Consider the following 23,586-nt stretch of genomic DNA (forward strand, 5'->3'; position numbering starts at 1 on the left):
TGTATGCCTTGCCGACCCTCTATATGATCTGTAATCAAGCGATGTCTTCAAGCCTAATCTTTTCAGTGTACAACAGGATGAGTTCTTTAATTATATAAGCGGAGCCTTATGCTCGATACGTAATGCCTGATTTTGTGCAAGAAGCGTCAACTCTGCGGTCTTGAACACATGCTCTTGAGTCATAGCGTACTCTGTTTCTTGCAAAGTATCAAGTATTAGCTGCCCGAAATACGGATAGCCTGTTAAGCCCGAAACTTTGATATATTTCTCCCCTTGCTGATTTACAAGAAATACATGGTCTCCGCCATCACCTGCGCCGATATTAACGTATTTGCGAAGCTCAATATAGCCTTCTGTCCCTAAAAGCACCGTTCGGCCGTCTCCCCAAGTACGCAATCCATCTGGCGTTAACCAGTCAACGCGCACGTAGCCAACCGCACCATTCTCTCCGATCAAATGAGCATCGCCAAAGTCCTCCAGCTCCGGGTATTGCTTATTGTTGAAATTACCTACCGTGCTGCTAATGATTTTCGCATCATTATTTCCCGAGAAATAGAGAAATTGTTCAATCTGATGCGATGCGATATCTGCAAGAATGCCCCCATACTGCTCCTTCTTGAAAAACCAGTCCGGGCGAGATGGCGCGTTAAGACGATGCGGACCAAACCCGATCATCTGTACAACTTTCCCGATTGCTCCTTGCTTAATCAACTGATCCGCATATACCGCGCTTTCCACGTGAAGACGCTCGCTATAATAGACTGCATACTTCTTCTTTGTCTCTGCATAGACCTGCTTCACCTGCTCCAGCTGCTCCAATGTCGTGAAAGGACCTTTATCTGTAAAATAATGCTTGCCCGCTTTCATAACCTGGATTCCTAAGGATGCTCTTTCATTCGGAATAGCAGCTGCTGCCACTAGCTGGATAGCTGGATCATCCAGAATTTCTTGCAAATCTCGAGCTGCCTTAGCTTGAGGATATCTGGAAATGAATGCAGCTACTTTCTCCGGACTAGGGTCATACACCCATTTCAAGGTTGCACCCGCTTCAATTAAGCCATTGCACATTCCATAGATATGACCGTGATCCAAGCAAGCTGCTGCGAAGCAATATTCTCCTGGCTTCACAACTGGCTTAGATTGACTAATCGGCGCATAATTCATGCCATCCTTCATATTGACAGAACTCATCATTGCTCACCTCTCACTTTGCGTGATTCTTCAATACGCTGCTGAAGCTGCTCAAGAAATTGATCCTCATCAATTGGAAGCTCTACCCAATCGTCGTTCCATGTAGACAGCAGCATCGCATTGGATAGCATCAATCCATTAATCCCCTCTTCTCCTGGAGCGATGAGCGGTGTATCATGCAAAATCGCATCAATCCAGTTTTGCGTAATCCCGCGATGACCTGTATTTTCGCCTTGGATTGGCACATCAATTGTCCAGCATTCCGGTTTGCCAAAGCTTTCTGTCGTGCGCTCATTATATTCTGTTTCTGATTCTCGCAGTCTGCTGAATACGAGCTTGTCGTTTTCTATAACAATTTTCCCACGTGTTCCAACTACTTCAAAACGATTCGTACCAGGTGCCTCAATCGTTGTCGTAATAAAGACTCCTGTTCCGCCATTTTCATATTCTACAAATGCTGTCACATCATTTTCCACTTCAATATTGCGTGCCTTGCCAAAATAGCAAAACGCACGAAGACGCTTTGGCATTAAGCTAACTGTCCACTGCCACAAGTCAAGCTGATGAGGTGACTGATTCAGCAGCACTCCGCCGCCTTCTCCTTCCCAAGTGGCTCGCCATGAGCCGCTGTCATAATAATGCTGAGAGCGATACCAATCAGTAATAATCCAGTTGGTACGGCGAATATCTCCAAGCTCACCGCTATCTACTAGATTTTTGAGCTTTTGATACAAAGGGTTCATTCGCTGGTTGTACATCATACTGAACACAACGCCGCTGCCGGCTGCTGCCTCATTCATCTCTCTAACCTGCTTCGTATAAACGCCAGCAGGCTTTTCCAGCAAAACATGCTTGTTATGCTTGAAGCATTCAATCGCCAGCTCTGGGTGAGAATAATGTGGTGTGCAGACAATAACGCCATCGACTGTAGGCGATTCTATAAGTTGCTGTGGCTGTTCAAAGAATGCTACCTCCTGCGGCAAATGCTCCTTTGCCCATTGCTTGGCAGCGTCTGTTACATCGGCTACTGCCACAAGCTCAAGTCCACTTACTTTTCCTTCTAAAATATAAGACAAGTGCCCTTTTCCCATATTTCCCAAGCCGATTATGCCAACGCGTACGTTTTTCATCTTCAACCTCCAGCTATTATTCGTTCCTCATTCAATAACACTTTAATGATAGCACTTTCATTTTGTTGAAACTTTGCTGCAATTTATCACATTTCCAGATCCATTTAACCGAGATTGGTGTATACTTAGGGCATCGACTATGTGGAAGGAGTGAATCGCTTGAAGGTCATTCAAGCCAAGCCTTTTACGGTAAATTGCTTAACAGACATTCCGAAGAAGCTCGTCTATCATACTCATTATCAATATGAAATTTACTACTTCCATGAAGGTCAAGTCAGCTATCTTATAAATGATCGAATATACAAGCTGACACCTGGCGATCTAATCCTTATGCATGGGATGACGCTGCATAAAGCGCTGCTTGAAAAGCAGGATGTTTATAAACGAACAATTATTCATTTTGATCCACTGTATTTCGAAAAGCATATGCAGCCCAGCTATACAAGCAACCTGCTGGCGCCATTTACTCAGCTGAAAAATATCTATCTATCGTTATCCGATGAGGCTAGGGTGGAATGCGAATCGCTGCTGGACAAGCTTACTCAGTTAGAAAAGCAAGTAGACGATTCTTACTCCTATCAAAAAAGTCATATCGTTTTCGTTGAATTCATGTTGTTTATTAATGAGCAATGCCAGCAGCCCATGGATAATGAACGACTCGTTCATACCTCAACAAAGGAAACGCATGCGCAAGACGTCATTACGTACATCGAGCAGCATTATGCACAGGATATGTCGCTTGACCATCTGCAGCAGGCGCTTCATCTCAATAAATATTACTTGAGCAAAACGTTTAAGGAAGTTACAGGCACTACGATTTTTCAATATTTGCTAGAACGAAGAATATACGCGGCCAAGCTGCTGCTCGTAGATAGTCAGGCGAAAATAACCGACATCAGCTTGGAGGTTGGGTTTAAGCACTTAGCTCACTTTTCTCGAGCTTTTAAGCAAACGACAGGTGTAACAGCCGAGCAGTACCGCAAACAGAATCAGGTCACAAACTTCTAGGCCGAAAATCGACAATAAAAACAGGAGTGCCCAGTAGTCAACGATTGACTCTCTGAGTACTCCTGTTCTTTTCTCCGACCTAAGCCGTACTGAGCTTACTTGCCAGCTTGTTCAATTTATTGCACAAGCAAAGCGCTTAGTTATTGTTCATATACTCCATCTGAAGCGGCAGCTGGATATCGATTAATGTGCCTTCTCCAGATCTGCTTGTAATAAGCATCGTACCCTTATGCTCCTCAATGATGCGGGAGCTTACCATCAGACCAAGTCCAGTTCCTTTTTCCTTTGTCGTCAAGAACGGCTCTCCGATCCGTTTCTGCACATCCTCTGGCATTCCCATGCCATGATCCTGTATTTTTACATGCAGGATTTGCTCGGCAGGCTCGTAACGTATAGTAATCTCCACACGTCCTCCGTCCTGCATCGCTTCAATTGCGTTTTTTATCACATTGATAAAAACCTGCTTTAGCTGATTTTCATTGCAGTATAAATTAGGCAAATTTTCTTGTGCTTGAAAATCGAGTTCAACACCATACAGAGCAGCTTGTGTTTCAAGTATAGACAGCACGCTTTGAACAATATGAACAATATCATTAAATTGAAAGGAATTATAGTGCGGCTTAGCCAGTGTCATGAACTCATTTACGATCAAATTTATGCGATCAATTTCTGTTCCCATAATATCAAAATAATAGCTGTGCTCAGCATACTTGTTTCGCAGCAGTTGGGTGAAGCCTTTAAGCGCCGTTAATGGATTACGAATTTCATGAGCAACTCCTGCTGCCAGCTGCCCGATTACCGACAACTTCTCAGAGCGAACAAGCCGCTCTTCATCCTGTCTTCGCTCAGTCAAATCACGCAGTACGGTTAGGATAGCGGTGCGGCCAATGTAGTTTTCAATTTTAACGCTTGAATGCTCAACTTCGATAATTCGATCATTGATTTTCATCTGCTGCTGACGAAATGGCGTAGCCTCCTCAAGCAGCAATGCGTTTTGAAAATCGTGAATAACGTCTTCCCGATCCTTAATATCGAAATACTCCAAAAACGACTGCTCGGACAAGCCGCTAATATGACGCTTGCCAAGCAAGTCCAGTCCGTGTCGATTCGCAAATATGATGGCGTAGTCCACCGTAATATAGATAGGTTCAGGTATAGTCATCAGCATACGCTGATACATTTTTGCGTTACGAATAAGCTCGCGCTCTTTTTCGTATTTGATCGTCACATCCTGTACCGTTGATAGGAAGTATATGACACCATCATGCTTGATGGATGTGCTCTTGCCCTCAAAATATACGATAGATGAATTTTTATGTTTCCCGTTCCATCTAAAAATTTGGCGCTTCGTTATCTCACTGTCCAGTATGTTATCGAATGATTGGGGAAGGAGCCAATCCTCCTCTTCAATAAAGCGATCTACCTGCTGACCGACTATTTCATCGACGCCGTAACCGAGTAGCTGAGCGAAATAAGAATTGACGTAAATAAAAGTATTGTCATAAATAACAAACACACCTGCAACTACATGATCCATCAAAACAGAATAAAAATTTGATTGTTCCTTAATTAATGCTTCAAATTTCATATAGCTGCTCGATTGATTGTAGGAGTATGGATACTGGCGACCTGCTGCCTGCTTCATAGAAGCATTTCTATTCGCATTTACCGCATGATTCGAGAATTCCATAATTTAAACCTCCTTCAAACCTATCACACTATATATATTTGCTATTAACCACAAAAAACCTCTTGATTTTGGAAAAATCAAGAGGTTTTTTAATAGAAAATGAGTATTAGCCTTGAAGCAGCAGCTGCTCTGGATCTTCAAGCAGCTCCTTAACCGTTACGAGGAATCGAACTGCTTCGCTGCCATCGACAATACGATGATCATAAGACAAAGCGATGTACATCATTGGGCGATTTTCCATGCGCTCTTCGTCGATTGCCACTGGACGTATTTGGATTTTATGCATGCCGAGAATGCCGACTTGCGGTGTATTCAAGATTGGAGTAGATAGCAAGGAACCGAATACGCCACCGTTTGTAATGGTGAAGCTTCCGCCTTGCAGCTCATCCAACGTCAATGTATTGGCACGTGCTTTTTTCGCAAGCTCGCTAATGTTTCTTTCAATTTCAGCAAAGCCAAGACGGTCCGCATCACGAACAACCGGAACGACTAATCCTTCCTTAGCTGCAACCGCAATACCGATATCGTAGAACTTTTTCACAACGATATCTTCACCATCAATTTCTGCATTAAGCAATGGGAATTGCTTAAGTGCACCTACTACCGCTTTTGTGAAGAAGGACATAAAGCCAAGATTCACTTCATTCTTTTCAAAGAAGGATTCTTTGCGGCGCTTGCGCAGGTCAAGAATCGCCGTCATGTCAACTTCATTGAACGTTGTAAGCATAGCAGCTGTATGTTGGGCTTCAACAAGACGCTTCGCAATGGTAGCTCTGCGACGAGACATGCGCTTGCGCTCTACTTGCTTGCCTTCAGCGGATACCGCAGCTGACGCCGCAGCCGGCTTTGAGGCAGCAGCGCTTGGCGCAGCTGCTGGCGCTTGATTATGTGTACGAACATTGTCTGGATAGATACGACCAATCGCATCTGTATTCTGAACCTGATTAAGATCAATGCCTTGCTCACGTGCAAGCTTGCGTGCCGCTGGAGACGCTGTAACCGCTGCTGAAGAGCCTCCAGCTTGTGCAGCTGGTGCTGCAACTGCTACTGCCGCCGCAGCTGGCTCAGCTGCAGGTGCTGGCGAAGGTGCTGCCTCTGCAGTTGGTTGTGCCTCTGCAGGTGCTGCAGCTGGAGCACCGGAGCCTTCTCCGATTGAACCGATTGCTTCTCCAACTAGAACTACATCACCATCTTGTTTATGAATGGAGCCAACAACACCGCTGCTTTCGGCACTAATTTCGATGTTTACTTTATCTGTTTCCAGCTCTAGCAAAACATCTCCCTGATTTACGGTATCTCCAACTTTAACAAACCACTTCGTAATCGTTCCTTCGGAAATGGATTCTCCCAACTCTGGTACAATAATATCTGCCATGTGTTGCTACCCCCTAACGATATTCGATTCAAATGGCTGGCCATTTAACGTCGTTGAAATAATTTCTTGCTGCTCTCTTACATGAACCGATTGATGACCGCTTGCCGTACTTGCACGTTCCTGGCGTCCAATATAGCCTACCTTCACCTTGCTTGGAGCTAGTGCATGAAGTTTCGGTTCCATGTACCACCATGAGCCCATGTTTTTAGGCTCTTCCTGTATCCAAACGATCTCCTCCAGATTCGGGAACAACTTGATAATGCGTTCCACTTCAGCTTGAGGGAATGGATACAATTGTTCGATGCGAGCAGTACGCAGCCATTCATAGTCTGCTGGAGTTCCAGAAGACATTGCTTCCTCCAGATCAACCATCACCTTACCCGTACCAAGCACCAATCGTTTAACCTTATCACGCTGTGCCTTCGCTTCTGTCAAGCTGAACTGCGGCAGTACTGGCTTAAATGAGCCTTCGCTAAACTCGACGCCGTGATCTGCAACACGCGGGTTTCGGATCAAGCTCTTAGGTGCCATCAGCACCAACGGACGAACGTTCTCGCTGCCAAGCATTTTCGCTTGTTTGCGCAGCAAATGGAAGTATTGAGCAGCGCTAGTCAGATTGGCAACTGTCCAGTTGTTATCAGCTGAAAGCTGCAAGAAACGTTCAAGACGCGCACTGGAGTGCTCAGGACCTTGCCCCTCATAGCCATGAGGCAATAGGATCGCGATTCCTGATTTTTGTGACCATTTTGCTCGTCCTGCACTAATAAATTGATCGAAAATAACTTGTGCTACGTTCGCAAAATCGCCATATTGCGCTTCCCAGATTACAAATGTCTCTGGAGAGAACACGTTGTAGCCATATTCGAAGCCCAGCACCGCTGTTTCCGATAACGGTGAGTTATGAATCGCAAATGATGCCTTTGCTTGCGGTATATAATGCAGAGGTGAGAATTTCTCTCCTGTGACATTATCATTTAGGACGATATGACGATGTGAGAATGTTCCGCGCTCAGAATCCTGACCGCTCATACGGATCGGTGTTCCGTCTGCGAGAATCGTTGCAAATGCAAGTGCTTCTGCATGCGCCCAGTCTACCTTTTCACCATCGTTCAAGCTCACTGCTCTGCGCTGCAAAATACGCTGCAGCTTGCTATATTCGTTAAATCCTTCCGGACGGTTTAGCATTTCAAGATTAATTTCACGAAGCTGCTCGATCGGAACGGACGTTTTAACATCCTCAGGTACGATAAAGCCCTCTGCCTTCTCACGCTTCGGTCTTTTGCCTTCCTTCGCCTTCATAGCAGCATAAGCTTGTTGAAGTACGTCCGCTGTTTTGTTGCGCAAGCCTTCAACCTGCTCCTTCGTCATTACATTTTTCTCAACAAGCTGGTTCGCATACAACGTACTAACCGTTGGGTGATTGCGAATCACCTTGTACATCAATGGTTGCGTTCCTTCTGGATCGTCCATTTCATTATGTCCGTAGCGGCGATAGCCGATTAGATCGATAACGAAGCCCTTGTTAAAGCGCAGACGATATTCACATGCTAATCTGACCGCAGCAAGACAAGCCTCTGGATCATCCGCATTTACATGCACAATCGGAAGATCGAAGCCTTTCGCTAGATCACTCGCATAATGAGTAGAGCGAGAATCGTTACTATTCGTTGTAAAGCCAAGACGGTTATTTGCAATAATGTGAATTGTACCACCGTTACGATATCCATCCAAATTATTAAAGTTCAACGTTTCGGCAACAATGCCTTCACCGATAAATGCAGCATCGCCATGTACGCAAATTGTCACAGCAGCATGCAAATCTTGCTTCGGATATCCTGGTGCTGTACGGTTTTCTTGCGCAGCACGCGTATAGCCTTCTACAACCGGATTGACAAACTCCAGATGTGACGGATTATTCGCTAGTGTAATGTTGGCGCGAACAGTTTCGCCTTCACGAACGGCGCGATCTGCACCAAGGTGATACTTGACGTCACCGGTCCATCCATAATTTAGGTTTTTAGCGCTTTCAAGCGCTTTATTCGGTGAATGATGGAATTCAGAAAAAATCGTTTCGTACGGTTTTCCAAGAACATGCGCCAATACGTTAAGACGACCGCGATGCGCCATGCCCATCAAAATATGCTGTGCTCCATCGTGTGCAACTGTACGAACAATTTCATCAAGTACAGGAACCAGCATGTCTAATCCTTCAATGGAGAATCGTTTTTGACCAACAAATGTTTTATGAATAAAGTTTTCGAACATTTCAACTTGTAGAAGTCTTTCAAGCAACGCTTCCTTCTCACGAGCAGATAACGGCGCAGGGAATGAGCCTGATTCTGCTTGTTTGAAAAGCCACTCGCGCTCTTGTTCATCATGGATATGAGTAAATTCATACGCAGCGGAACGAGCGTAAATTTCACGCAGGCGCAAAATAGCCTCCCAACCATTTGAAATCGTGTTAGGTGCGTTATTCCAAATAAGTGACGCAGGAATAGCTTCAAGATCTTGCTTTGTTAAGCCAAAAGTTTTCGGCTCCAAAAGCTTTGTATCAGCTTTCGGGCTCAAATCAAGAGGATTAATATCTGCTCCAAGATGCCCATAACGGCGAATATTCAGCATCAATTGGTGTGCAGCTACTACCTTTTGGATCAAATGATTGTCTAGCTGGATGTTATTTCCTATTAGCGAAGCTCGCGCTGAAGAGCCATTGCTCGCTGAATCGATTACAGATTCAGTAACAAATTCGCTTGGAGGCTCGCCCCATCGTACAAATAGCTCACGAACGGAAGGGTCTACCAGATTCGGGTCTTGCAAATAAAGCTCATATTGCTCCTGCACATAACCATAGTTAGGACCATAGTAACTCTTCCAAGGAGAAGAATTGCGCTCATCATGGATGCTCATTGCAGTATATTCCACCCTCTCTATACTTTTCGATCTTGATATTGTTATTCGTGCTCACGCACTAATATTGAAAAGAGAAGCTCGAAACCTTGTCACAGGTTCGTAACTTCTCTATATTCTAGTACAATAATGAAAAGGCTTCAATAGCTCTTTTGGCATCGGTTTCATCGAAATCACGTATAGATTCTAATGATTTCTAGCCTATTTTCGCTCTATCGATCTTTTTCAGATATTAATTCATAAAGTGTACGGACCATCACACCTGTTGCTCCTTTTGGCTCCCATCTGCGTGAACCTTTAAGATAAGCAGTGCCCGCAATGTCCAAATGCACCCATGGCTTATCCTCCACAAAATGTCCAATGAACAATCCGGCTGTAATCGATCCAGCGTAGCGACCGCCGCTGTTTTTAAGATCAGCAACGTCACTTTCGATTAATTTCTTGTAATCAGCATATGCAGGAAGCTGCCATACACGTTCTCCGCTTTTTTCCGATGCAGCAACAAGTTGTGCGAACAGTTCCTCGTTATTCGTTACCGCGCCTGTCGCTTCTGTTCCTAGTGCAACGAGTACAGCACCAGTTAGCGTTGCCACATCAATCAGCTTGGTTGCACCACGCTTAATCGCTGTCGTTATTCCATCAACAAGCACTAATCGTCCTTCTGCATCGGTATTCACAACCTCAACGGTGTAACCGCTCATCGTACGAATCACGTCCCCTGGTTTAAGCGCGCGATCAGAAGGCATATTTTCCGCAGTAGGGATGACAGCCAGCACATTGGCCTTCACCTTCATCGATGCAATCGCATGAATCGCACCAAGTACAGCTGCGGCACCACCCATATCCGAAATCATTTCCTCCATGCTGGCAGACGGCTTTAACGAAATACCGCCTGTATCAAACGTAATGCCTTTTCCGACAAGTCCCCATTTTTCTGAGGAATCTGGATCGCCCTCGTAATGAATAACGATCATTCGCGGTGGGTTGACACTGCCTTGACCGACGCCAAGCAAGCCACCCATTTGCTCCTCCGCGCAGCTCCACTCATCCAGTACTTCAATATCGAGATCAAGCTTTTGCGCCATCTCTTCTGCATAAAACGCTAGTCGTTCAGGCGTCAAGTCATTACCCGACATATTAGTCAAGTCTCTTGCGAGCTTTACACTTTCTATCATATGGTCAGCTTCTCGCACGGCTGCTTCAATATCGCTTTGCTGTTTTAGTTGATCGTCATTTAGTACAAAATTAATTTGCTTCAGATCAAAAAACGTCTGTTCTGCCTTACGCAGCCATGAACGCTCATACAACGCCAGCTTCAACCCTTCCAGCGCAGCCTTCACTCCATGACGAAGACCATTTTGTTGTTGCAATGCCTCGGAAACAGCATTCGAACTAATATCAATCGCTATCGTGTGCAGCTTGTTGCTCCTAACATGAACGGCTGCTTGTGCGAATGCTTCGCGCAGCTCCACCGCCCCGTCGTCTATAACAAGCACAATAACGATCTGCTGCGGCAGCAAGCCTAGCGTAGCAATAGCCGCAGTTTGCCCTGTTTTTGCTTTCAATACTCCATTTGTCAGCATATGCTTTAATTGTTCATCAATTGCTGCTTGGACAAGCGTCTGTCCTTGCTTTAATGCTTCCAGCTCAGCTATCGTAACAGGTATTATCAATCCATCTGCTTTAGAAGCCATATCTTCATATCTATATGTAGCCAATAACATCCCTCCAACATTAAACCAGTGTAAGTAGCTATAAATATAATAATGCCATACTATTGTACGTCTTCTTTTATCATAAGGCAATTTGCTTAAATTTTCCTACTTAATAATAGCTTACGCGGCTTATGCTGAAAAATACAAATCATTTATGATGGATTTATGACACGTCTTTTACTCGAGCCGAGTCGTGTTTGCACTTTATGACTAGTGCTTACACATTACTTTTTCCGAACGAGCAGCTGAAGACATATAAAAAAGGGTAATCATGCTGCGCACATGATTACCCTTTTAAATAGGAAAGCTTATTATTTTTTCATAGCTGCAATGATCAAATCACCCATTGCTGTTGTACCAATTGCCTTGCTCTTATCAACGGCGATGTCGCCAGTACGATGACCAGCATCCAGCACTTCTTTCACCGCATCTTCAATAGCTTGAGCCGCATCGTGGTAGCCAAATGTTAAACGGAACATAAGCGCTACAGACAGAATTGTGGCAATCGGATTAGAGATGCCTTGACCTGCAATATCCGGTGCAGAGCCGTGTACTGGTTCATAAAGACCAAAGCTGCCTTCACCAAGTGAAGCGGAGGACAGCATTCCGATCGAGCCTGTAAGCATTGCTGCTTCATCAGAAAGGATATCACCAAACATATTTTCAGTAACGATTACATCAAAGCTTGCCGGGCGGCGAAGCAGCTGCATGGCACAGTTGTCAACCAATACATGCTCAAGCTCCACCTCAGGATAATCAGCTGCTACACGAATAACAACCTCTCTCCACAAGCGTGAAGTTTCAAGCACGTTTGCTTTATCAACAGAAGCAAGACGTTTGCTGCGTGTCATCGCAATATCGAAAGCTTGACGCACAATACGCTCTACTTCTTTCTCATTGTATACACAAGTATCAATTGCTTCTTGACCATTTTCTGTGTCACGACGGGATTTTTCACCGAAGTAGATACCGCCAGTCAACTCACGAACAACGATTAGATCCGTACCTTCAAGCACTTCCGGTTTTAGTGTTGATGCATCCTTCAAGCAGTCAAATACAGTTGCAGGGCGAATGTTGGAGAATAGACCCAACGCCTTGCGAATGCCTAGCAAGCCTGTTTCAGGACGTAGTGCAGCCGGATTGCTATCCCATTTAGGTCCGCCTACAGCACCAAGCAATACCGCATCAGATGCAAGACATAGATCCAACGTTTCCTGCGGAAGCGGTGTACCTTTTTCGTCAATCGCGATACCGCCAAACAACGCTTGCTCCGTTTCGAATTTATATCCAAATAGCTCTTCTGTTTTCTTTAGAACTTTAAGCGCTTCCCCTACAACCTCAGGACCAATGCCGTCTCCGCCAAGAACAGCAATTTTTTTCACTTCAGACATGTGTGACACTCCTTAATCATTATTAGTTCATTTTCTGGCTAAGCGTATTGCTTAATCGTTTCGAACTTCATATGAATGCTTTTATCCATTATAACCTTAAAGTACTAGACTTGACTAAGATATAAAATCTATTGAGATTATAGGTTCCAACTATAAAGGGACGATTGAATGATCATCGAAAAAAACGTCCAGTCATACGCACTATATGCATATGGCTGGACGTTCTATATGGAATCAAAGTTTAGTAGTTATTACTTTTTGATCCAGTGCATCAATTCACGAAGCTGTTTACCTGTTTGCTCGATAGGATGAGCTGCTTCGTTACGACGAGTTGCGTTCATCATTGCAAAACCAGATTGGTTCTCAAGGATGAAGTCCCGTGCAAAGCGACCAGCTTGGATATCTTCCAATACTGCTTTCATTGCTTTTTTCGTTTCGTCTGTAACGATACGAGGACCTGTTACATAGTCGCCGTATTCAGCTGTGTTGGAGATGGAATCACGCATAGTAGCTAGTCCACCTTCATACATCAAGTCAACGATAAGCTTAAGCTCATGCAAGCACTCGAAGTATGCCATTTCTGGTGCATAGCCAGCTTCAACCAATGTTTCGAAACCAGCTTTAACTAGTGCAGTTGCACCACCGCAAAGAACAGCTTGCTCACCAAATAGGTCAGTTTCTGTTTCTTCTTTGAAAGTTGTTTCAATAACGCCTGCGCGTGTACAACCGATACCTTTAGCATAAGCAAGACCTAGATCTTTTGCTTTACCAGTAGCATCTTGATAGATTGCGATTAGACCAGGAACGCCAAAGCCTTCTTCATACGTACGACGTACCATATGACCTGGAGATTTTGGAGCAACCAAGAACACGTCTTTGTCTGCAGATGGCTGGATTTGTCCGAAATGAACGTTGAAGCCATGAGAGAACATAAGCGCAGCGCCTTGTTTAAGGTTAGGCTCAATTTCTTCTTTGTATACACGAGCTTGAGTCTCGTCTGGAAGAAGAATTTGAACGATGTCAGCAATTTTAGTAGCTTCAGCAACAGTTAATACTTCAAAACCGTCTTTTTTAGCAACGTCTGCAGATTTACCAGGACGAAGACCGATAACAACTTTCGCACCGCTATCACGAAGGTTTTGTGCTTGTGCATGACCTTGGCTACCGTAACCGATAACCGCAATTGTTTTTCCATTTAGTACGCTAAAATCAGCGTCTTTTTCATAATACAATGTAACTGCCATTTCTATAATTGCCTCCTTTAAGTTGACCCTTTTGAACGGGTATGTAAGAAAGAGACACTCTCCCTCTTACATCCCCGTTCAAAAATGGGGTTATAGCTATCATATCATGTTTTTACTAGAGTTTCTTCATTGCTCCGCTTACTTTCTCCATCGCTTAACATTCTTTTGGAATGAGGTGCGCTTATGGAGATAGTAAGCTCCGCTGGAGCTCGCAATCAACTTCGGACTATTGAACTTCCTCTTCTAATAGAGGTTCAACTATTCGGCTTTCAGGACCAAGAAGATTGGCCGCTAGTAGAAATCGAGGAACGCAGCGTACGGTTTTGGTACGTGAGCTACAATGTTTTCGCAGAAAACATACTTCGAAAGCATTGCCCTTCGGTAGCGTTCCATATTCGATGCCGAGTATACGTCAACGCGTTACTTCGCAATCAACTTCGGACTATTGAACTTCCTCTTCCAATAGAGGTTCAACTATTCGGCTTTCAGGACCAAGAAGATTGGCCGCTAGTAGAAATCGAGGAACGCAGCGTACGTTTTTGGTACGTGAGTACCGGAGTTTTCGCTAGCGTTCAAGCTTCGATGTCGAATCCACTACATCGAATGCACATCGTCATCAAAGTCGTATAGTTGAACTTCCTCTTCCACTTACTTTACGTTTCCGCGGTTCAATGCTGTAACCCCAGTTCGTGAAATTTCACGAATGCCGTAAGGCTTGAGCAGTTCAATCATAGCATCGATTTTCTCAGTATCGCCTACCACCTGAACCATTAAGGAATGAGTGGAAATATCGACTACTGAGGCGCGGAACGTATCCACAACGCCTAAAATTTCTGGACGAGCTGAATGCTCAGCTTGTACCTTAATAAGCGCCAGCTCACGTGACACCATCGGATTTGCACTAAGATCGATAACCTTAATGACATCGATCAATTTGTACAGCTGCTTCGTAATTTGCTCTAGCGTATGGTCATCGCCAGAAGTGACGATAACCATACGTGATAAGCCAACCTCTTCAGAGGCACCCACTGTAATGCTCTCAATATTGAAACCACGTCTACCAAATAGACCAGACACGCGCTGCAGAACGCCTGGCTGATCGTTCACAATAACTGCGATCGTATGCTTCATCATTCTGCATCCCCCATAATCATTTGATCGATTGTGCCGCCTTGAGGAACCATCGGATATACATTTTCATCGCGTCGTACAACAAACTCAACGACAGCAGGTCCCGGATGATTCATCGCTTCCTCCCAAACCTTGCGTGCGTCGTCTTTTCCTGTTGCACGGAAGCCTTTTACTCCGTAAGCCTCTGCAAGCTTCACGAAATCAGGACTTCCCGCTAGGTCGATATGACTGAAGCGGTTTTCGTGAATAAGCTCCTGCCATTGTCTAACCATACCCAGTACCTGGTTGTTGAGAATAACAACTTTAACCGGAATATTGTTAATTGCACATATCGCAAGCTCCTGCGCGCACATTTGCATGCCGCCATCGCCATTGATGGATACGACCATACGATCCGGATTAGCCATTTGCGCACCGATTGCAGACGGGAATCCAAAGCCCATTGTTCCTAGTCCGCCAGACGTTACCCAAGAGCGCGGCTTGTTGAATTTATAGTATTGAGCAGCCCACATTTGATGCTGACCAACATCCGTTGTTACAATTGCATCACCGTTTGTCGTTTCATGGATCATTTCAATAACCCATTGCGGCTTAAGCTCTTCATCAGAATCGATGTATTTGAATGGATGCGCTGCTTTTGAAGCTAGCACTTCTTTTCTCCATTCATCTGCAAGCTCAGCACGAGCAGCCGATTGATTGGCAACCTGCAACACGGTTTTCACATCACCTACAATTGGAATGTCCGCATGTACGTTTTTACCGATTTCAGCTGGATCAATATCGATATGAACAATCTTCGCGTGTGGCGCAAAGCCAGACAGCTTACCCGTTACGCGATCATCGAATCGAGCACCAATATTGATTAGCAGATCTGCTTTTTGCAAGGAGTTGTTGGCTGTATACGTACCATGCATCCCTGGCATACCAAGCCACAGCTCATGACCGCTAGGGAAACCACCTAGACCGAGCAAGGTTGTCGTAATCGGAATATCCGTTTTGTTTACAAATTCTAATAGCTCTTCATGAGCACCAGAGTAAACTACACCGCCGCCTGCAAGAATAATCGGACGCTTGGCTTCCTTGATCGCCTGAATCATCTTGTCAACCTGAAGCTTGTTTGGCGAAACGGTAGGGTTATACCCGCGAATACTAACTTCTTCAACAGGCTTAAACAACGTTTTTGCAGCCGAAACATCCTTCGGAATATCAATGAGTACCGGTCCTTTACGGCCAGTGTTCGCAATATGGAATGCTTCATGAATGACACGCGGCAAGTCTTTTACATCGCGTACCAAATAGCTGTGCTTAGTAATTGGCATTGTGATGCCTGTAATATCGGCTTCTTGGAATGCATCTGTTCCAATCAGTGTACTCATTACATTGCCAGTAATGACAACTAATGGTACAGAATCCATATATGCTGTAGCGATCCCTGTTACCAGGTTCGTTGCTCCCGGACCAGATGTTGCAATACATACGCCTACTTTGCCGCTTGCACGTGCGTAGCCGTCTGCTGCATGAATAGCGCCTTGCTCATGTCTCGTTAGGAGATGGTTGAAATCCGGATTATCATGCATCGCATCATAAATATACAAAACCGCGCCACCTGGATAACCGAATACACAATCCACACCTTCAAGCAATAGACTGCGCAGCAAAATTTCAGATCCTGAAATCACTTCCGGCTTGGAAAACTTCTCCATTAATTCTGCTCTTGACTTCGTAATGACATTCGTTGTTGCCATAAGTAATCCTCCTCTCGAAAAGCAAAAAAACCTTTCATCCACTGACACTTTATCCTAAAAAAGTGTACAGGGACGAAAGGTTTATCTTCCGTGGTACCACCCATATTCGTTATCTATCTTGCGATAAATAACCTTAGCAGGTCGAATAAGCGCGTATAAATACACATAACAAATTCTACCTATAGCACGTTAACGCTTGCCTTGCGACTCCCCCTAATAAGCAGTGCTGTTCAGGAGAATAGCTCCGAGGTGACTCGTATAAAGGGATTCCGGCGTTGGTCTCAGCTAATCCAACACTCTCTGAGCAGTAGAGCCCTAATACTTCTTCCTCATCGATGCCGATTATTATTCACTGAATACATTATAAATATGCAGTGGATTTTCTTTTCATCATTATATGACGATTAATTAGAAACGTCAACTACTAAGTGATAGCCTTTTTGTTAGTTTACCATAAAACGTACTGTTTATACGTAATATGGTCGTTTTTTTCTATAACCATATCCGCCGCCGTATCCATAACCTCCACCATACCCGTATCCGCCGCCATAGCCATAGCCTCCGCCCCAGCCAGCGCCCCATCTTGCGCCCCAGAAGGCGAATATGCCAACAAATACAATGCCTAAAAGAAACAGTGCGATGATCCAGTTGCTAGTAACTGGCTTTCCTTTACTGTTTCTTCTTATCGGTTTAATATATACGCGGTGTTGATCCACGGCGACAAGCTTTCCTCTTACGATAGAGCCATCTCTTTGTCTAACTTGAATATACCGTCCGATATGCTTTCTCAACGAAGCCTTTCTTATTGCTCGTATTCCTCTCACGATCTTGCACCTCCTTTACAAACTACTGTATTGTATGCAAAGGTGGTCGGACAGGAATGTATGTATGTCCCCTCAAAGTCAAAAAGGCTCTACACTTGTCCATAGAACAGGTGTAGAGCCTTTTATTATCACGATCAATTCATTAAGCACTAACTTTATCTTTAGCAACTGCTGCTAGCGCGTTGAAAGAAGCGATATCGTTAACTGCTAGATCAGCTAGCATTTTACGGTTAACTTCAACGCCAGCAAGTTTCAAGCCGTGCATGAATTTGCTGTAGGATAGACCATTGATACGTGCTGCAGCATTGATACGAACGATCCAAAGTCTGCGGAAATCACGTTTTTTGTTGCGACGGTCGCGGTAAGCGTACATTAGAGACTTACCTACTTGCTCCTTCGCGGTTTTAAATAAACGGTGTTTGGAACCGAAATAGCCTTTAGCTAGTTTAAGAATTCTTTTGCGACGACGTGTGCGGACAAATCCGCCCTTGACTCTTGCCATGAATAGAAACCTCCTGTAGATATAATCAATTTATTGTTGAATTATTTAAGATTAGACAGACCTTGCTGAATACGACGAACGTCGCCAGCTGCCATAAGTGGTTGACCTGCAAGAACGCGTTTTTGACGTCCAGACTTGTGAGACAGCAAGTGGTTTCTGTAAGCTTTATAGCGTTTCACTTTACCTGTTCCAGTAATTTTGAAGCGGTCTTTAAGACTGCTGTGTGTTTTCATTTTAGGCATTTGTGTTATCCTCCTTAAAAGTAATAGTACAGCTTAGTTGTTGCTTTTTGGTGCCAAAATCATAATCATGCTCCGGCCTTCAAGCTTAGGAGCGCGCTCAACATTGCATATTTCGGCAACCTCAGATGCCAAACGATTCAAAATGCGTTGACCAATATCCGCATGTGTAATTTCACGGCCGCGGAAGCGCACAGACGCTTTCACTTTGTCTCCGTCCTTAAGAAACTTCACTACGTTACGGTATTTTGTTTGATAGTCGTGTTCCTCGATGTTCGCACGGAACCAAACTTCCTTCACATCTACAATCTTTTGGTTTTTGCGGGCTTCTTTCTCTTTCTTCTGCTGCTCGTAGCGGAATTTACCATAGTCCATAATACGGCATACTGGTGGTTTAGCTGTTGGAGCAACGTTTACAAGATCAAGATTCATGTCAGCAGCCATTTGCAACGCTTCACGAAGCGGCTTAATTCCAAGTTGTTCACTTTCAGGACCGACTAAACGGACCTCTCTTGCACGAATATCGTCGTTGATTTGATGATCTCTGCTAATAGTGTTACACCTCCTAAATTTTTTCACAATGATTGATTTTATGCTTCCATTTCCACGAAAGTGAAGCATAAATCAAAATAGCTTCTGCACAAAATAAAAAATGCGGGTTCAGTCGAACCCGCATCGAACAAACGTAATGTATCCATAAAACATACGACAAGCATATGCTTAATTATGCATTCGTTCATCGCGAACCAGTCAGCAATAAAGCCAATCAGGTGAGAAGCGGGCGCTTCTGCTTGTGCAATGTATTCACATACCTTAGTAACTATAGCATAGACAATTCACAGTGTCAACGCTATTCGTTGAATCATTTACCCCGCACTTCTTCGATTCGAACCACACGCGTATGCTCAGTATGACTCCATACTTTGTTGTTTTGCGTAAAGAATGCGTAAAACGTGATTGGCCACCATGAAATCAAGAAAAACGGCAGTGTAAGCAGATGGGCATACATCTTCCATGACCGTACCCCCTCGATAAGCATCGCAGCTGGGAAAGGAAGCACCGAGCACGCGATCACGATAGCTACAAACCAAATTGGAAATTGGCTGTAAATCGAAATAATAATATTATCCGCTGGTACGATAAGATCAATCCATAAAAATACCGTTAATAAAAATCCAATCAACGTATTGTATACAGAGATCGAGTAGACAGCAGAATCAATTTTGGTCAGATTCCGCTCTTTAATACCTGCCCATAGCAGCGGGAAGAAATAATTACGAGCCACGTTAAAGTGACCTTGCATCCAGCGCAAACGCTGACGCGCTGAAGCTTTGAATGTGACAGGCTTTTCATCGTATACCTTCGCTTCGTAATTCAGCACCGGATATACATTGCGCTTCACACAGCGCATCGAAAACTCGAGATCTTCGACAAGACTCGTAGCTCCCCAGCCCATCTCCTTAAGCAGCTTGGAGTCAAAACACATGCCCGTGCCACCAAGGAAATTACTCATGTTCAAATTCATGCGAGACAGCTGCCATAAACGGTTGCAGTACCAATACGTAATTGCATAAGCCGCTGTAACCCATGAGTCGCTCGGATTTTTTGTGTCCAAATAACCTTGAATAACTTTATGCCCAGCACATAAATCATCGTTCATTAGCTTTAAGAAATCTTCGTTTACCAAATTGTCAGCATCAAACATGACGATCGCATCATACTGACGCGGCATCGCCCACAACTCCTTGAGCATCCATTCAATCGCGTAGCCCTTGCCACGCTGTTTGTCATTGCTTCGTTCACAGGCATATACGCCATGCTCGCGAACGATGTCCGCTGTAGCATCTGTACAGTTGTCACAAATTACAAAAATGTCGTACAGCTCTTTCGGATAATCCATCGCCTTTAAGTTTTCAATGAGCGCACCGACTACTTTTTCTTCGTTGTGAGCTGCAACTAGAACAGCAAACGACTTTTGCGGCTTTTGCTTCGGTCTGCTTATATGTTTTTTGAAACCGAATAGCGAAAGCGAAAACTGGTACAGCGCGATAATTGCCAAGAAAACTTGAACAACGATAAATGCCACTGTAAAAAACATGTTGCATAGCCCCCTTAACACATCTTACTTCGTTTGGTGAAGCGATTGTGATCGGTTCTCTCTGTCTAATAATCACAACCATACGATTGTGCAGTCTAAAGCTTATTCTTGTCAAAATTAGATTAAAGCCACAATTGGCTGGAAAAGCGTTTGCATCTTTCACGCTGCTGCCATTTTCTTTGCAAAGCTTATGAATGTTCCGTTTCTCGTAATTTTTGACAAGGAAAACCGCTTAGATTATTGTTAGCTTTACCATAAATAAATGTTTCTATTACCCATAAATATAGCTAAAATGGTATAGTATACTTATGTACGAGCAAAATTAATCAGTTACGGACTGGATATTGTGGAAGGATGTCATACATGGAAAAATGGATTAGCTGGTTGCGCATCCACGAAAATCGATTATTAATTTGGGCTAACCGACGCCTTAACCATACATTCGGCTATCGTTTTCTGCATCGCTGGATGAGTTCAATTACTCACTTCGGAGGAGCTACCTTTACAATTTGCTGCTCCTTGCTTATTGCATTATTAGGTCGTGGCGAAATTTCGACAGTAGGCTGGAAATGTCTTGCTGCTTTAGCAATCAGTCACATTCCTGTAGCACTTTTGAAATACAAATTTAAACGATTACGTCCTTATCAAGAGCTGCCCGATGTCAATACAGGACTAAAGCCGCTGGCAGATCCTTCATTCCCGTCAGGTCATACAACGGCAATATTCGCCTTTATTATCCCGATCGTGTTAAATGCCTCGCTGTTCCCGTTTTTTGTCGTACCACTGGCACTGATCATCGCAGTTTCGGTTGGATGGTCTCGCATGTATCTAGGACTGCATTACCCATCTGATGTACTTGTCGGTGGGCTGATCGGCACACTTACCGCTATGGCAATCCAATACTTCTGGCATACACCAACTGGCAATTAATACGACGTATCGAACAGTAGTGTACTATATAGGAAGTTTCGAATCGACAAAACCTGATTTTTCTCGCTGTTTTGCAACGTTCCTTCTATTATAAATAACGGATAATATAATCGGGCTGTCCCTTTCACGTAATCGCGAATTGGACAGCCCGATTTCTTTTGCCAGTATAGCTACATGCGATATTTGGTTTTCTTCTGCTCGCGGTGCTCTTGCAGCACTTGTTTACCAATGACCACCTCTACCCGATAAATAGGCTGTCCCATCTGGTGAAACTTTGTCTCATATTCAGTGAAAACCAAATCCTCACGTGGACCATCCTTATGCAGATTAAGCGAAATATTTCGCATAACAAGCTCCATATCTGCAAAGCTGTTCAATGAAAAATCAAACAAAGATTGCGAATCTGTTTTGAAATGAATCTCGCCCTGTTCATTTAATTTATGAATATAACGCTCAACAAATCGCGGATGAGTCAGTCGACGACGGGCATGCTTGCTCTTAGGCCACGGATCACTAAAGTTCAAGTAAATGCGCTGCAGTTCACCTTCATCGAACATTTCATCGATGTTTTCAATATTGGCACGCAGCAATGCAAGATTAGGCGGAGAATCCACTTCATGCTCACTCCATGCTGCACGCGCCTTCTCGCTTGCGCGACGAATCAACTCATCATACATATCTACACCGATATAATTAATCTCAGGATTGCGTACACTCATCTGGCTAATAAACTGCCCTTTTCCCATGCCTAGTTCCACATAAATGGGGTGGTCGTTGCCAAAAAACTCATGCCATTTTCCTTTATATTGGGAAGCATCTAATACGACCAAATCTTTTTGGGCTTCTATACTTTCAAGAATCCCCTTCCTACCTCTTAAGCGCATCGCTATATCTCCTTCGTTCGTGTATGCTACTAATCACTCAGATATAATTGTGCATAATCTCAAGCGGCTTGTAAAGTCCTTTCAAAAGTGTTGCTTAATCTATAAGCAAAAAAATAAGGGCCGGTTCCAAATCAGATGTGATTTGAACCAGCCCTTCCAGCGCGTTAAGCAAGTGCCGAATCCTTTTCGTCGTTGCTCCATGCTTTCTCCAATGTATGATTTAATTTCTTGTACGCAGAAATCTTTGAAGAATTGTTGTCATACAGACGTACACCCGTCAATGCAATAAGCTCTTTAACCGTCAACTCAACTGTTACGACTTCGTCACCATGTGGAATTTTTGTTTTTTCCATATTAATCACCTCATTCATAGGATATGAAAAATGAAGAAAATTATGCGAAGCTGTATCCGTTTCCAAAAAGTATATGTTAGGTTTTTTTATTGATTTATCGCACTTTTAATATAACATACCATGTAACCTTTTGCAAGCTGGCAGCAAACTTTTAGGCTGTTTATTTTTCCCGAACATTCCGCTGTCAAGCTAATAGAAAACATGGCTTTTCAACACTTTTTTCGTTACAATTAAGGATGAAGCAGTGAAAAGGAAGGTAAATCATGATTAATATACAACATGCCCTGGATAAGCCTCTTACTTGGGGCGATAAAAATTTTCATACCTGGAATTATGAAATGCGCGAGCAGTTCGACACAAAGGTATTCAAGGTGATGCTGGATGCTGGGTTTACCTGCCCAAACCGCGATGGTTCCATCGCCAAAGGGGGATGTACGTTTTGCAGTGCACGCGGTTCTGGAGACTTCGCTGGAAGCCGTAGGGATGATCTCGTCACGCAGTTCAATACGATTCGGGATCGTCAGCATCTGAAATGGCCAAATGCCAAATATATCGGATACTTTCAAGCGTATACCAATACGTATGCCCCTGTAGAGACACTTCGCGACTACTTCGAAGTCATTCTAGAGCAGCCCGGTGTAGTCGGGCTATCAATCGCAACAAGACCAGACTGCTTGCCTGATGATGTCATTGATTATTTGGCAGAGCTGAATGAGCGTACCTATCTGTGGGTAGAAATGGGCCTGCAGACCGTTCATGAATCGACTTCTCAGCTCATTAATCGCGCACATGATACAGCTTGCTATCTGGATGCTGTCAAGCGTCTTCGTGAGCGCAACATACGCATTTGCACGCATATCATCTACGGTCTTCCGCAGGAAACACATGAGATGATGCTCGAGACAGGACGTCAGGTAGCCAAAATGGACGTACAGGGCATTAAAATCCATCTGCTGCATCTAATGCGAAAAACACCGATGGTCAAGCAGTATGAAGCCGGTCTGCTTCGTTTTTTGGAGCAGGATGAATATATTAAGCTTATCGTTGATACGCTTGAGTTTTTGCCGCCCGAGATGATTGTGCATCGCCTGACAGGGGATGCGCCTCGCGATCTGCTAATTGGGCCAATGTGGAGTATGCGAAAATGGGAAGTGCTCAATGGAATCGATCGAGAGCTTAGACGGCGCAATACATGGCAAGGCAAGCTGTGGGTACAAGGGGGTTAAGAT

Annotated in this window: 21 protein-coding genes and 1 other annotated feature; of the genes, 4 read left to right on the top strand and 17 right to left on the bottom strand. The window is 44.1% G+C overall.

Translation table 11 applies throughout. The features are described 5' to 3' along the window. Window positions 1-90: 90 nt before the first annotated feature. Together ACFP56_RS03670 and ACFP56_RS03675 are read right to left on the bottom strand one after the other, a co-directional pair. Window positions 91-1,191, bottom strand: a complete 1,101-nt coding sequence (locus tag ACFP56_RS03670) for a Gfo/Idh/MocA family protein (protein WP_379231230.1) — start codon at window positions 1,189-1,191, stop codon at window positions 91-93. Continuing rightward, window positions 1,191-2,321 (bottom strand): Gfo/Idh/MocA family protein, encoded by a 1,131-nt coding sequence (locus tag ACFP56_RS03675; RefSeq protein WP_379231232.1) that lies wholly within the window; start codon window positions 2,319-2,321, stop codon window positions 1,191-1,193. The genes ACFP56_RS03670 and ACFP56_RS03675 overlap by 1 nt, the downstream gene beginning before the upstream one ends. Before the next feature lie 159 nt (window positions 2,322-2,480). Here ACFP56_RS03675 and ACFP56_RS03680 point away from each other — a divergent pair, with 159 nt between their 5' ends. Next, entirely contained in the window at window positions 2,481-3,329 is an 849-nt protein-coding gene (locus ACFP56_RS03680; RefSeq protein ID WP_379231234.1) for a helix-turn-helix transcriptional regulator, read from the top strand. Between the two features lie 136 nt (window positions 3,330-3,465). Here ACFP56_RS03680 and ACFP56_RS03685 read toward each other — a convergent pair whose 3' ends face one another. The 6 genes from ACFP56_RS03685 to ilvC form a co-directional block, all read right to left on the bottom strand. Further along, the gene (locus ACFP56_RS03685; RefSeq protein WP_379231236.1) at window positions 3,466-5,019 is read right to left on the bottom strand and encodes an ATP-binding protein; all 1,554 of its coding nucleotides are present in this window, start codon (window positions 5,017-5,019) and stop codon (window positions 3,466-3,468) included. A gap of 106 nt (window positions 5,020-5,125) precedes the next feature. After that, window positions 5,126-6,394: a 2-oxoglutarate dehydrogenase complex dihydrolipoyllysine-residue succinyltransferase gene (gene odhB / locus ACFP56_RS03690; protein WP_379231238.1), complete on the bottom strand. Its 1,269-nt coding sequence runs from the start codon at window positions 6,392-6,394 to the stop codon at window positions 5,126-5,128. A gap of 6 nt (window positions 6,395-6,400) precedes the next feature. Next, window positions 6,401-9,301, bottom strand: a complete 2,901-nt coding sequence (locus ACFP56_RS03695) for a 2-oxoglutarate dehydrogenase E1 component (RefSeq protein ID WP_379231240.1) — start codon at window positions 9,299-9,301, stop codon at window positions 6,401-6,403. A gap of 212 nt (window positions 9,302-9,513) precedes the next feature. After that, the gene (locus ACFP56_RS03700; protein ID WP_379231242.1) at window positions 9,514-11,025 is read right to left on the bottom strand and encodes a leucyl aminopeptidase; all 1,512 of its coding nucleotides are present in this window, start codon (window positions 11,023-11,025) and stop codon (window positions 9,514-9,516) included. Between the two features lie 302 nt (window positions 11,026-11,327). Then, on the bottom strand, window positions 11,328-12,407 hold the full coding sequence (gene leuB / locus ACFP56_RS03705; protein ID WP_379231244.1) for a 3-isopropylmalate dehydrogenase: 1,080 nt from the start codon (window positions 12,405-12,407) through the stop codon (window positions 11,328-11,330). A gap of 251 nt (window positions 12,408-12,658) precedes the next feature. Then, entirely contained in the window at window positions 12,659-13,651 is a 993-nt protein-coding gene (gene ilvC, locus ACFP56_RS03710; RefSeq protein ID WP_379231246.1) for a ketol-acid reductoisomerase, read from the bottom strand. A 183-nt stretch (window positions 13,652-13,834) separates the two neighbouring features. On the opposite strand from ilvC, the gene ACFP56_RS03715 reads away from it, so the two are divergent. Next, entirely contained in the window at window positions 13,835-14,281 is a 447-nt protein-coding gene (locus ACFP56_RS03715; RefSeq protein WP_379231248.1) for a hypothetical protein, read from the top strand. Between the two features lie 18 nt (window positions 14,282-14,299). Here the strand turns inward: ACFP56_RS03715 and ilvN are convergent, their stop codons facing one another. The 7 genes from ilvN to ACFP56_RS03750 form a co-directional block, all read right to left on the bottom strand. After that, a complete protein-coding gene (gene ilvN / locus ACFP56_RS03720; RefSeq protein WP_379231250.1) occupies window positions 14,300-14,785 on the bottom strand; it encodes an acetolactate synthase small subunit in 486 nt (161 codons plus the stop codon). Further along, window positions 14,782-16,527: a biosynthetic-type acetolactate synthase large subunit gene (ilvB, locus tag ACFP56_RS03725; RefSeq protein WP_379231252.1), complete on the bottom strand. Its 1,746-nt coding sequence runs from the start codon at window positions 16,525-16,527 to the stop codon at window positions 14,782-14,784. The genes ilvN and ilvB overlap by 4 nt, the downstream gene beginning before the upstream one ends. 467 nt (window positions 16,528-16,994) lie before the next feature. Continuing rightward, window positions 16,995-17,351, bottom strand: coding sequence for a hypothetical protein (locus ACFP56_RS03730; RefSeq protein ID WP_379231254.1), 357 nt, complete (start codon window positions 17,349-17,351; stop codon window positions 16,995-16,997). Between the two features lie 142 nt (window positions 17,352-17,493). Beyond that, window positions 17,494-17,853, bottom strand: coding sequence for a 50S ribosomal protein L20 (gene rplT / locus ACFP56_RS03735; protein ID WP_379231256.1), 360 nt, complete (start codon window positions 17,851-17,853; stop codon window positions 17,494-17,496). 41 nt (window positions 17,854-17,894) lie between these two features. Next, entirely contained in the window at window positions 17,895-18,095 is a 201-nt protein-coding gene (gene rpmI / locus ACFP56_RS03740; RefSeq protein WP_251666071.1) for a 50S ribosomal protein L35, read from the bottom strand. A 33-nt stretch (window positions 18,096-18,128) separates the two neighbouring features. Continuing rightward, complete coding sequence (gene infC, locus ACFP56_RS03745) at window positions 18,129-18,713, bottom strand: translation initiation factor IF-3 (RefSeq protein ID WP_379231259.1); 585 nt, start codon at window positions 18,711-18,713, stop codon at window positions 18,129-18,131. A 19-nt stretch (window positions 18,714-18,732) separates the two neighbouring features. Further along, window positions 18,733-18,891 (bottom strand) — a sequence feature (ribosomal protein L20 leader region). A gap of 63 nt (window positions 18,892-18,954) precedes the next feature. Beyond that, window positions 18,955-20,190 carry a glycosyltransferase family 2 protein gene (locus ACFP56_RS03750; protein ID WP_379231261.1) on the bottom strand — a complete coding sequence of 412 codons (1,236 nt, stop codon included), beginning with the start codon at window positions 20,188-20,190 and terminating at the stop codon, window positions 18,955-18,957. A 363-nt stretch (window positions 20,191-20,553) separates the two neighbouring features. Between ACFP56_RS03750 and ACFP56_RS03755 the strand changes: the two genes are divergently transcribed. Next, entirely contained in the window at window positions 20,554-21,120 is a 567-nt protein-coding gene (locus ACFP56_RS03755; protein ID WP_379231263.1) for a phosphatase PAP2 family protein, read from the top strand. Window positions 21,121-21,290: 170 nt separating this feature from the next. Here ACFP56_RS03755 and trmB read toward each other — a convergent pair whose 3' ends face one another. Both trmB and ACFP56_RS03765 read right to left on the bottom strand, forming a co-directional pair. After that, the gene (gene trmB / locus ACFP56_RS03760) at window positions 21,291-22,004 is read right to left on the bottom strand and encodes a tRNA (guanosine(46)-N7)-methyltransferase TrmB (RefSeq protein WP_379231265.1); all 714 of its coding nucleotides are present in this window, start codon (window positions 22,002-22,004) and stop codon (window positions 21,291-21,293) included. A 164-nt stretch (window positions 22,005-22,168) separates the two neighbouring features. After that, on the bottom strand, window positions 22,169-22,357 hold the full coding sequence (locus ACFP56_RS03765) for a hypothetical protein (RefSeq protein ID WP_379231267.1): 189 nt from the start codon (window positions 22,355-22,357) through the stop codon (window positions 22,169-22,171). A gap of 263 nt (window positions 22,358-22,620) precedes the next feature. On the opposite strand from ACFP56_RS03765, the gene ACFP56_RS03770 reads away from it, so the two are divergent. Further along, window positions 22,621-23,583, top strand: coding sequence for a TIGR01212 family radical SAM protein (locus tag ACFP56_RS03770; RefSeq protein WP_379231269.1), 963 nt, complete (start codon window positions 22,621-22,623; stop codon window positions 23,581-23,583). Window positions 23,584-23,586 lie beyond the last annotated feature (3 nt).

Source organism: Paenibacillus septentrionalis (assembly GCF_042659865.1).
Taxonomy (GTDB): Bacteria; Bacillota; Bacilli; order Paenibacillales; family Paenibacillaceae; genus Pristimantibacillus; species Pristimantibacillus septentrionalis.

Coding starts and splice junctions, on each gene's coding strand:
- ACFP56_RS03670 (WP_379231230.1), bottom strand. CDS start 1,191: ATGAGTTCTGTCAATATGAAGGATGGCATGAATTATGCGCCGATTAGT.
- ACFP56_RS03675 (WP_379231232.1), bottom strand. CDS start 2,321: ATGAAAAACGTACGCGTTGGCATAATCGGCTTGGGAAATATGGGAAAA.
- ACFP56_RS03685 (WP_379231236.1), bottom strand. CDS start 5,019: ATGGAATTCTCGAATCATGCGGTAAATGCGAATAGAAATGCTTCTATG.
- odhB (WP_379231238.1), bottom strand. CDS start 6,394: ATGGCAGATATTATTGTACCAGAGTTGGGAGAATCCATTTCCGAAGGA.
- ACFP56_RS03695 (WP_379231240.1), bottom strand. CDS start 9,301: ATGAGCATCCATGATGAGCGCAATTCTTCTCCTTGGAAGAGTTACTAT.
- ACFP56_RS03700 (WP_379231242.1), bottom strand. CDS start 11,025: ATGTTATTGGCTACATATAGATATGAAGATATGGCTTCTAAAGCAGAT.
- leuB (WP_379231244.1), bottom strand. CDS start 12,407: ATGTCTGAAGTGAAAAAAATTGCTGTTCTTGGCGGAGACGGCATTGGT.
- ilvC (WP_379231246.1), bottom strand. CDS start 13,651: ATGGCAGTTACATTGTATTATGAAAAAGACGCTGATTTTAGCGTACTA.
- ACFP56_RS03715 (WP_379231248.1), top strand. CDS start 13,835: ATGGAGATAGTAAGCTCCGCTGGAGCTCGCAATCAACTTCGGACTATT.
- ilvN (WP_379231250.1), bottom strand. CDS start 14,785: ATGATGAAGCATACGATCGCAGTTATTGTGAACGATCAGCCAGGCGTT.
- ilvB (WP_379231252.1), bottom strand. CDS start 16,527: ATGGCAACAACGAATGTCATTACGAAGTCAAGAGCAGAATTAATGGAG.
- rplT (WP_379231256.1), bottom strand. CDS start 17,853: ATGGCAAGAGTCAAGGGCGGATTTGTCCGCACACGTCGTCGCAAAAGA.
- rpmI (WP_251666071.1), bottom strand. CDS start 18,095: ATGCCTAAAATGAAAACACACAGCAGTCTTAAAGACCGCTTCAAAATT.
- infC (WP_379231259.1), bottom strand. CDS start 18,713: ATGCTTCACTTTCGTGGAAATGGAAGCATAAAATCAATCATTGTGAAA.
- ACFP56_RS03750 (WP_379231261.1), bottom strand. CDS start 20,190: ATGTTTTTTACAGTGGCATTTATCGTTGTTCAAGTTTTCTTGGCAATT.
- ACFP56_RS03755 (WP_379231263.1), top strand. CDS start 20,554: ATGGAAAAATGGATTAGCTGGTTGCGCATCCACGAAAATCGATTATTA.
- trmB (WP_379231265.1), bottom strand. CDS start 22,004: ATGCGCTTAAGAGGTAGGAAGGGGATTCTTGAAAGTATAGAAGCCCAA.
- ACFP56_RS03765 (WP_379231267.1), bottom strand. CDS start 22,357: ATGGAAAAAACAAAAATTCCACATGGTGACGAAGTCGTAACAGTTGAG.
- ACFP56_RS03770 (WP_379231269.1), top strand. CDS start 22,621: ATGATTAATATACAACATGCCCTGGATAAGCCTCTTACTTGGGGCGAT.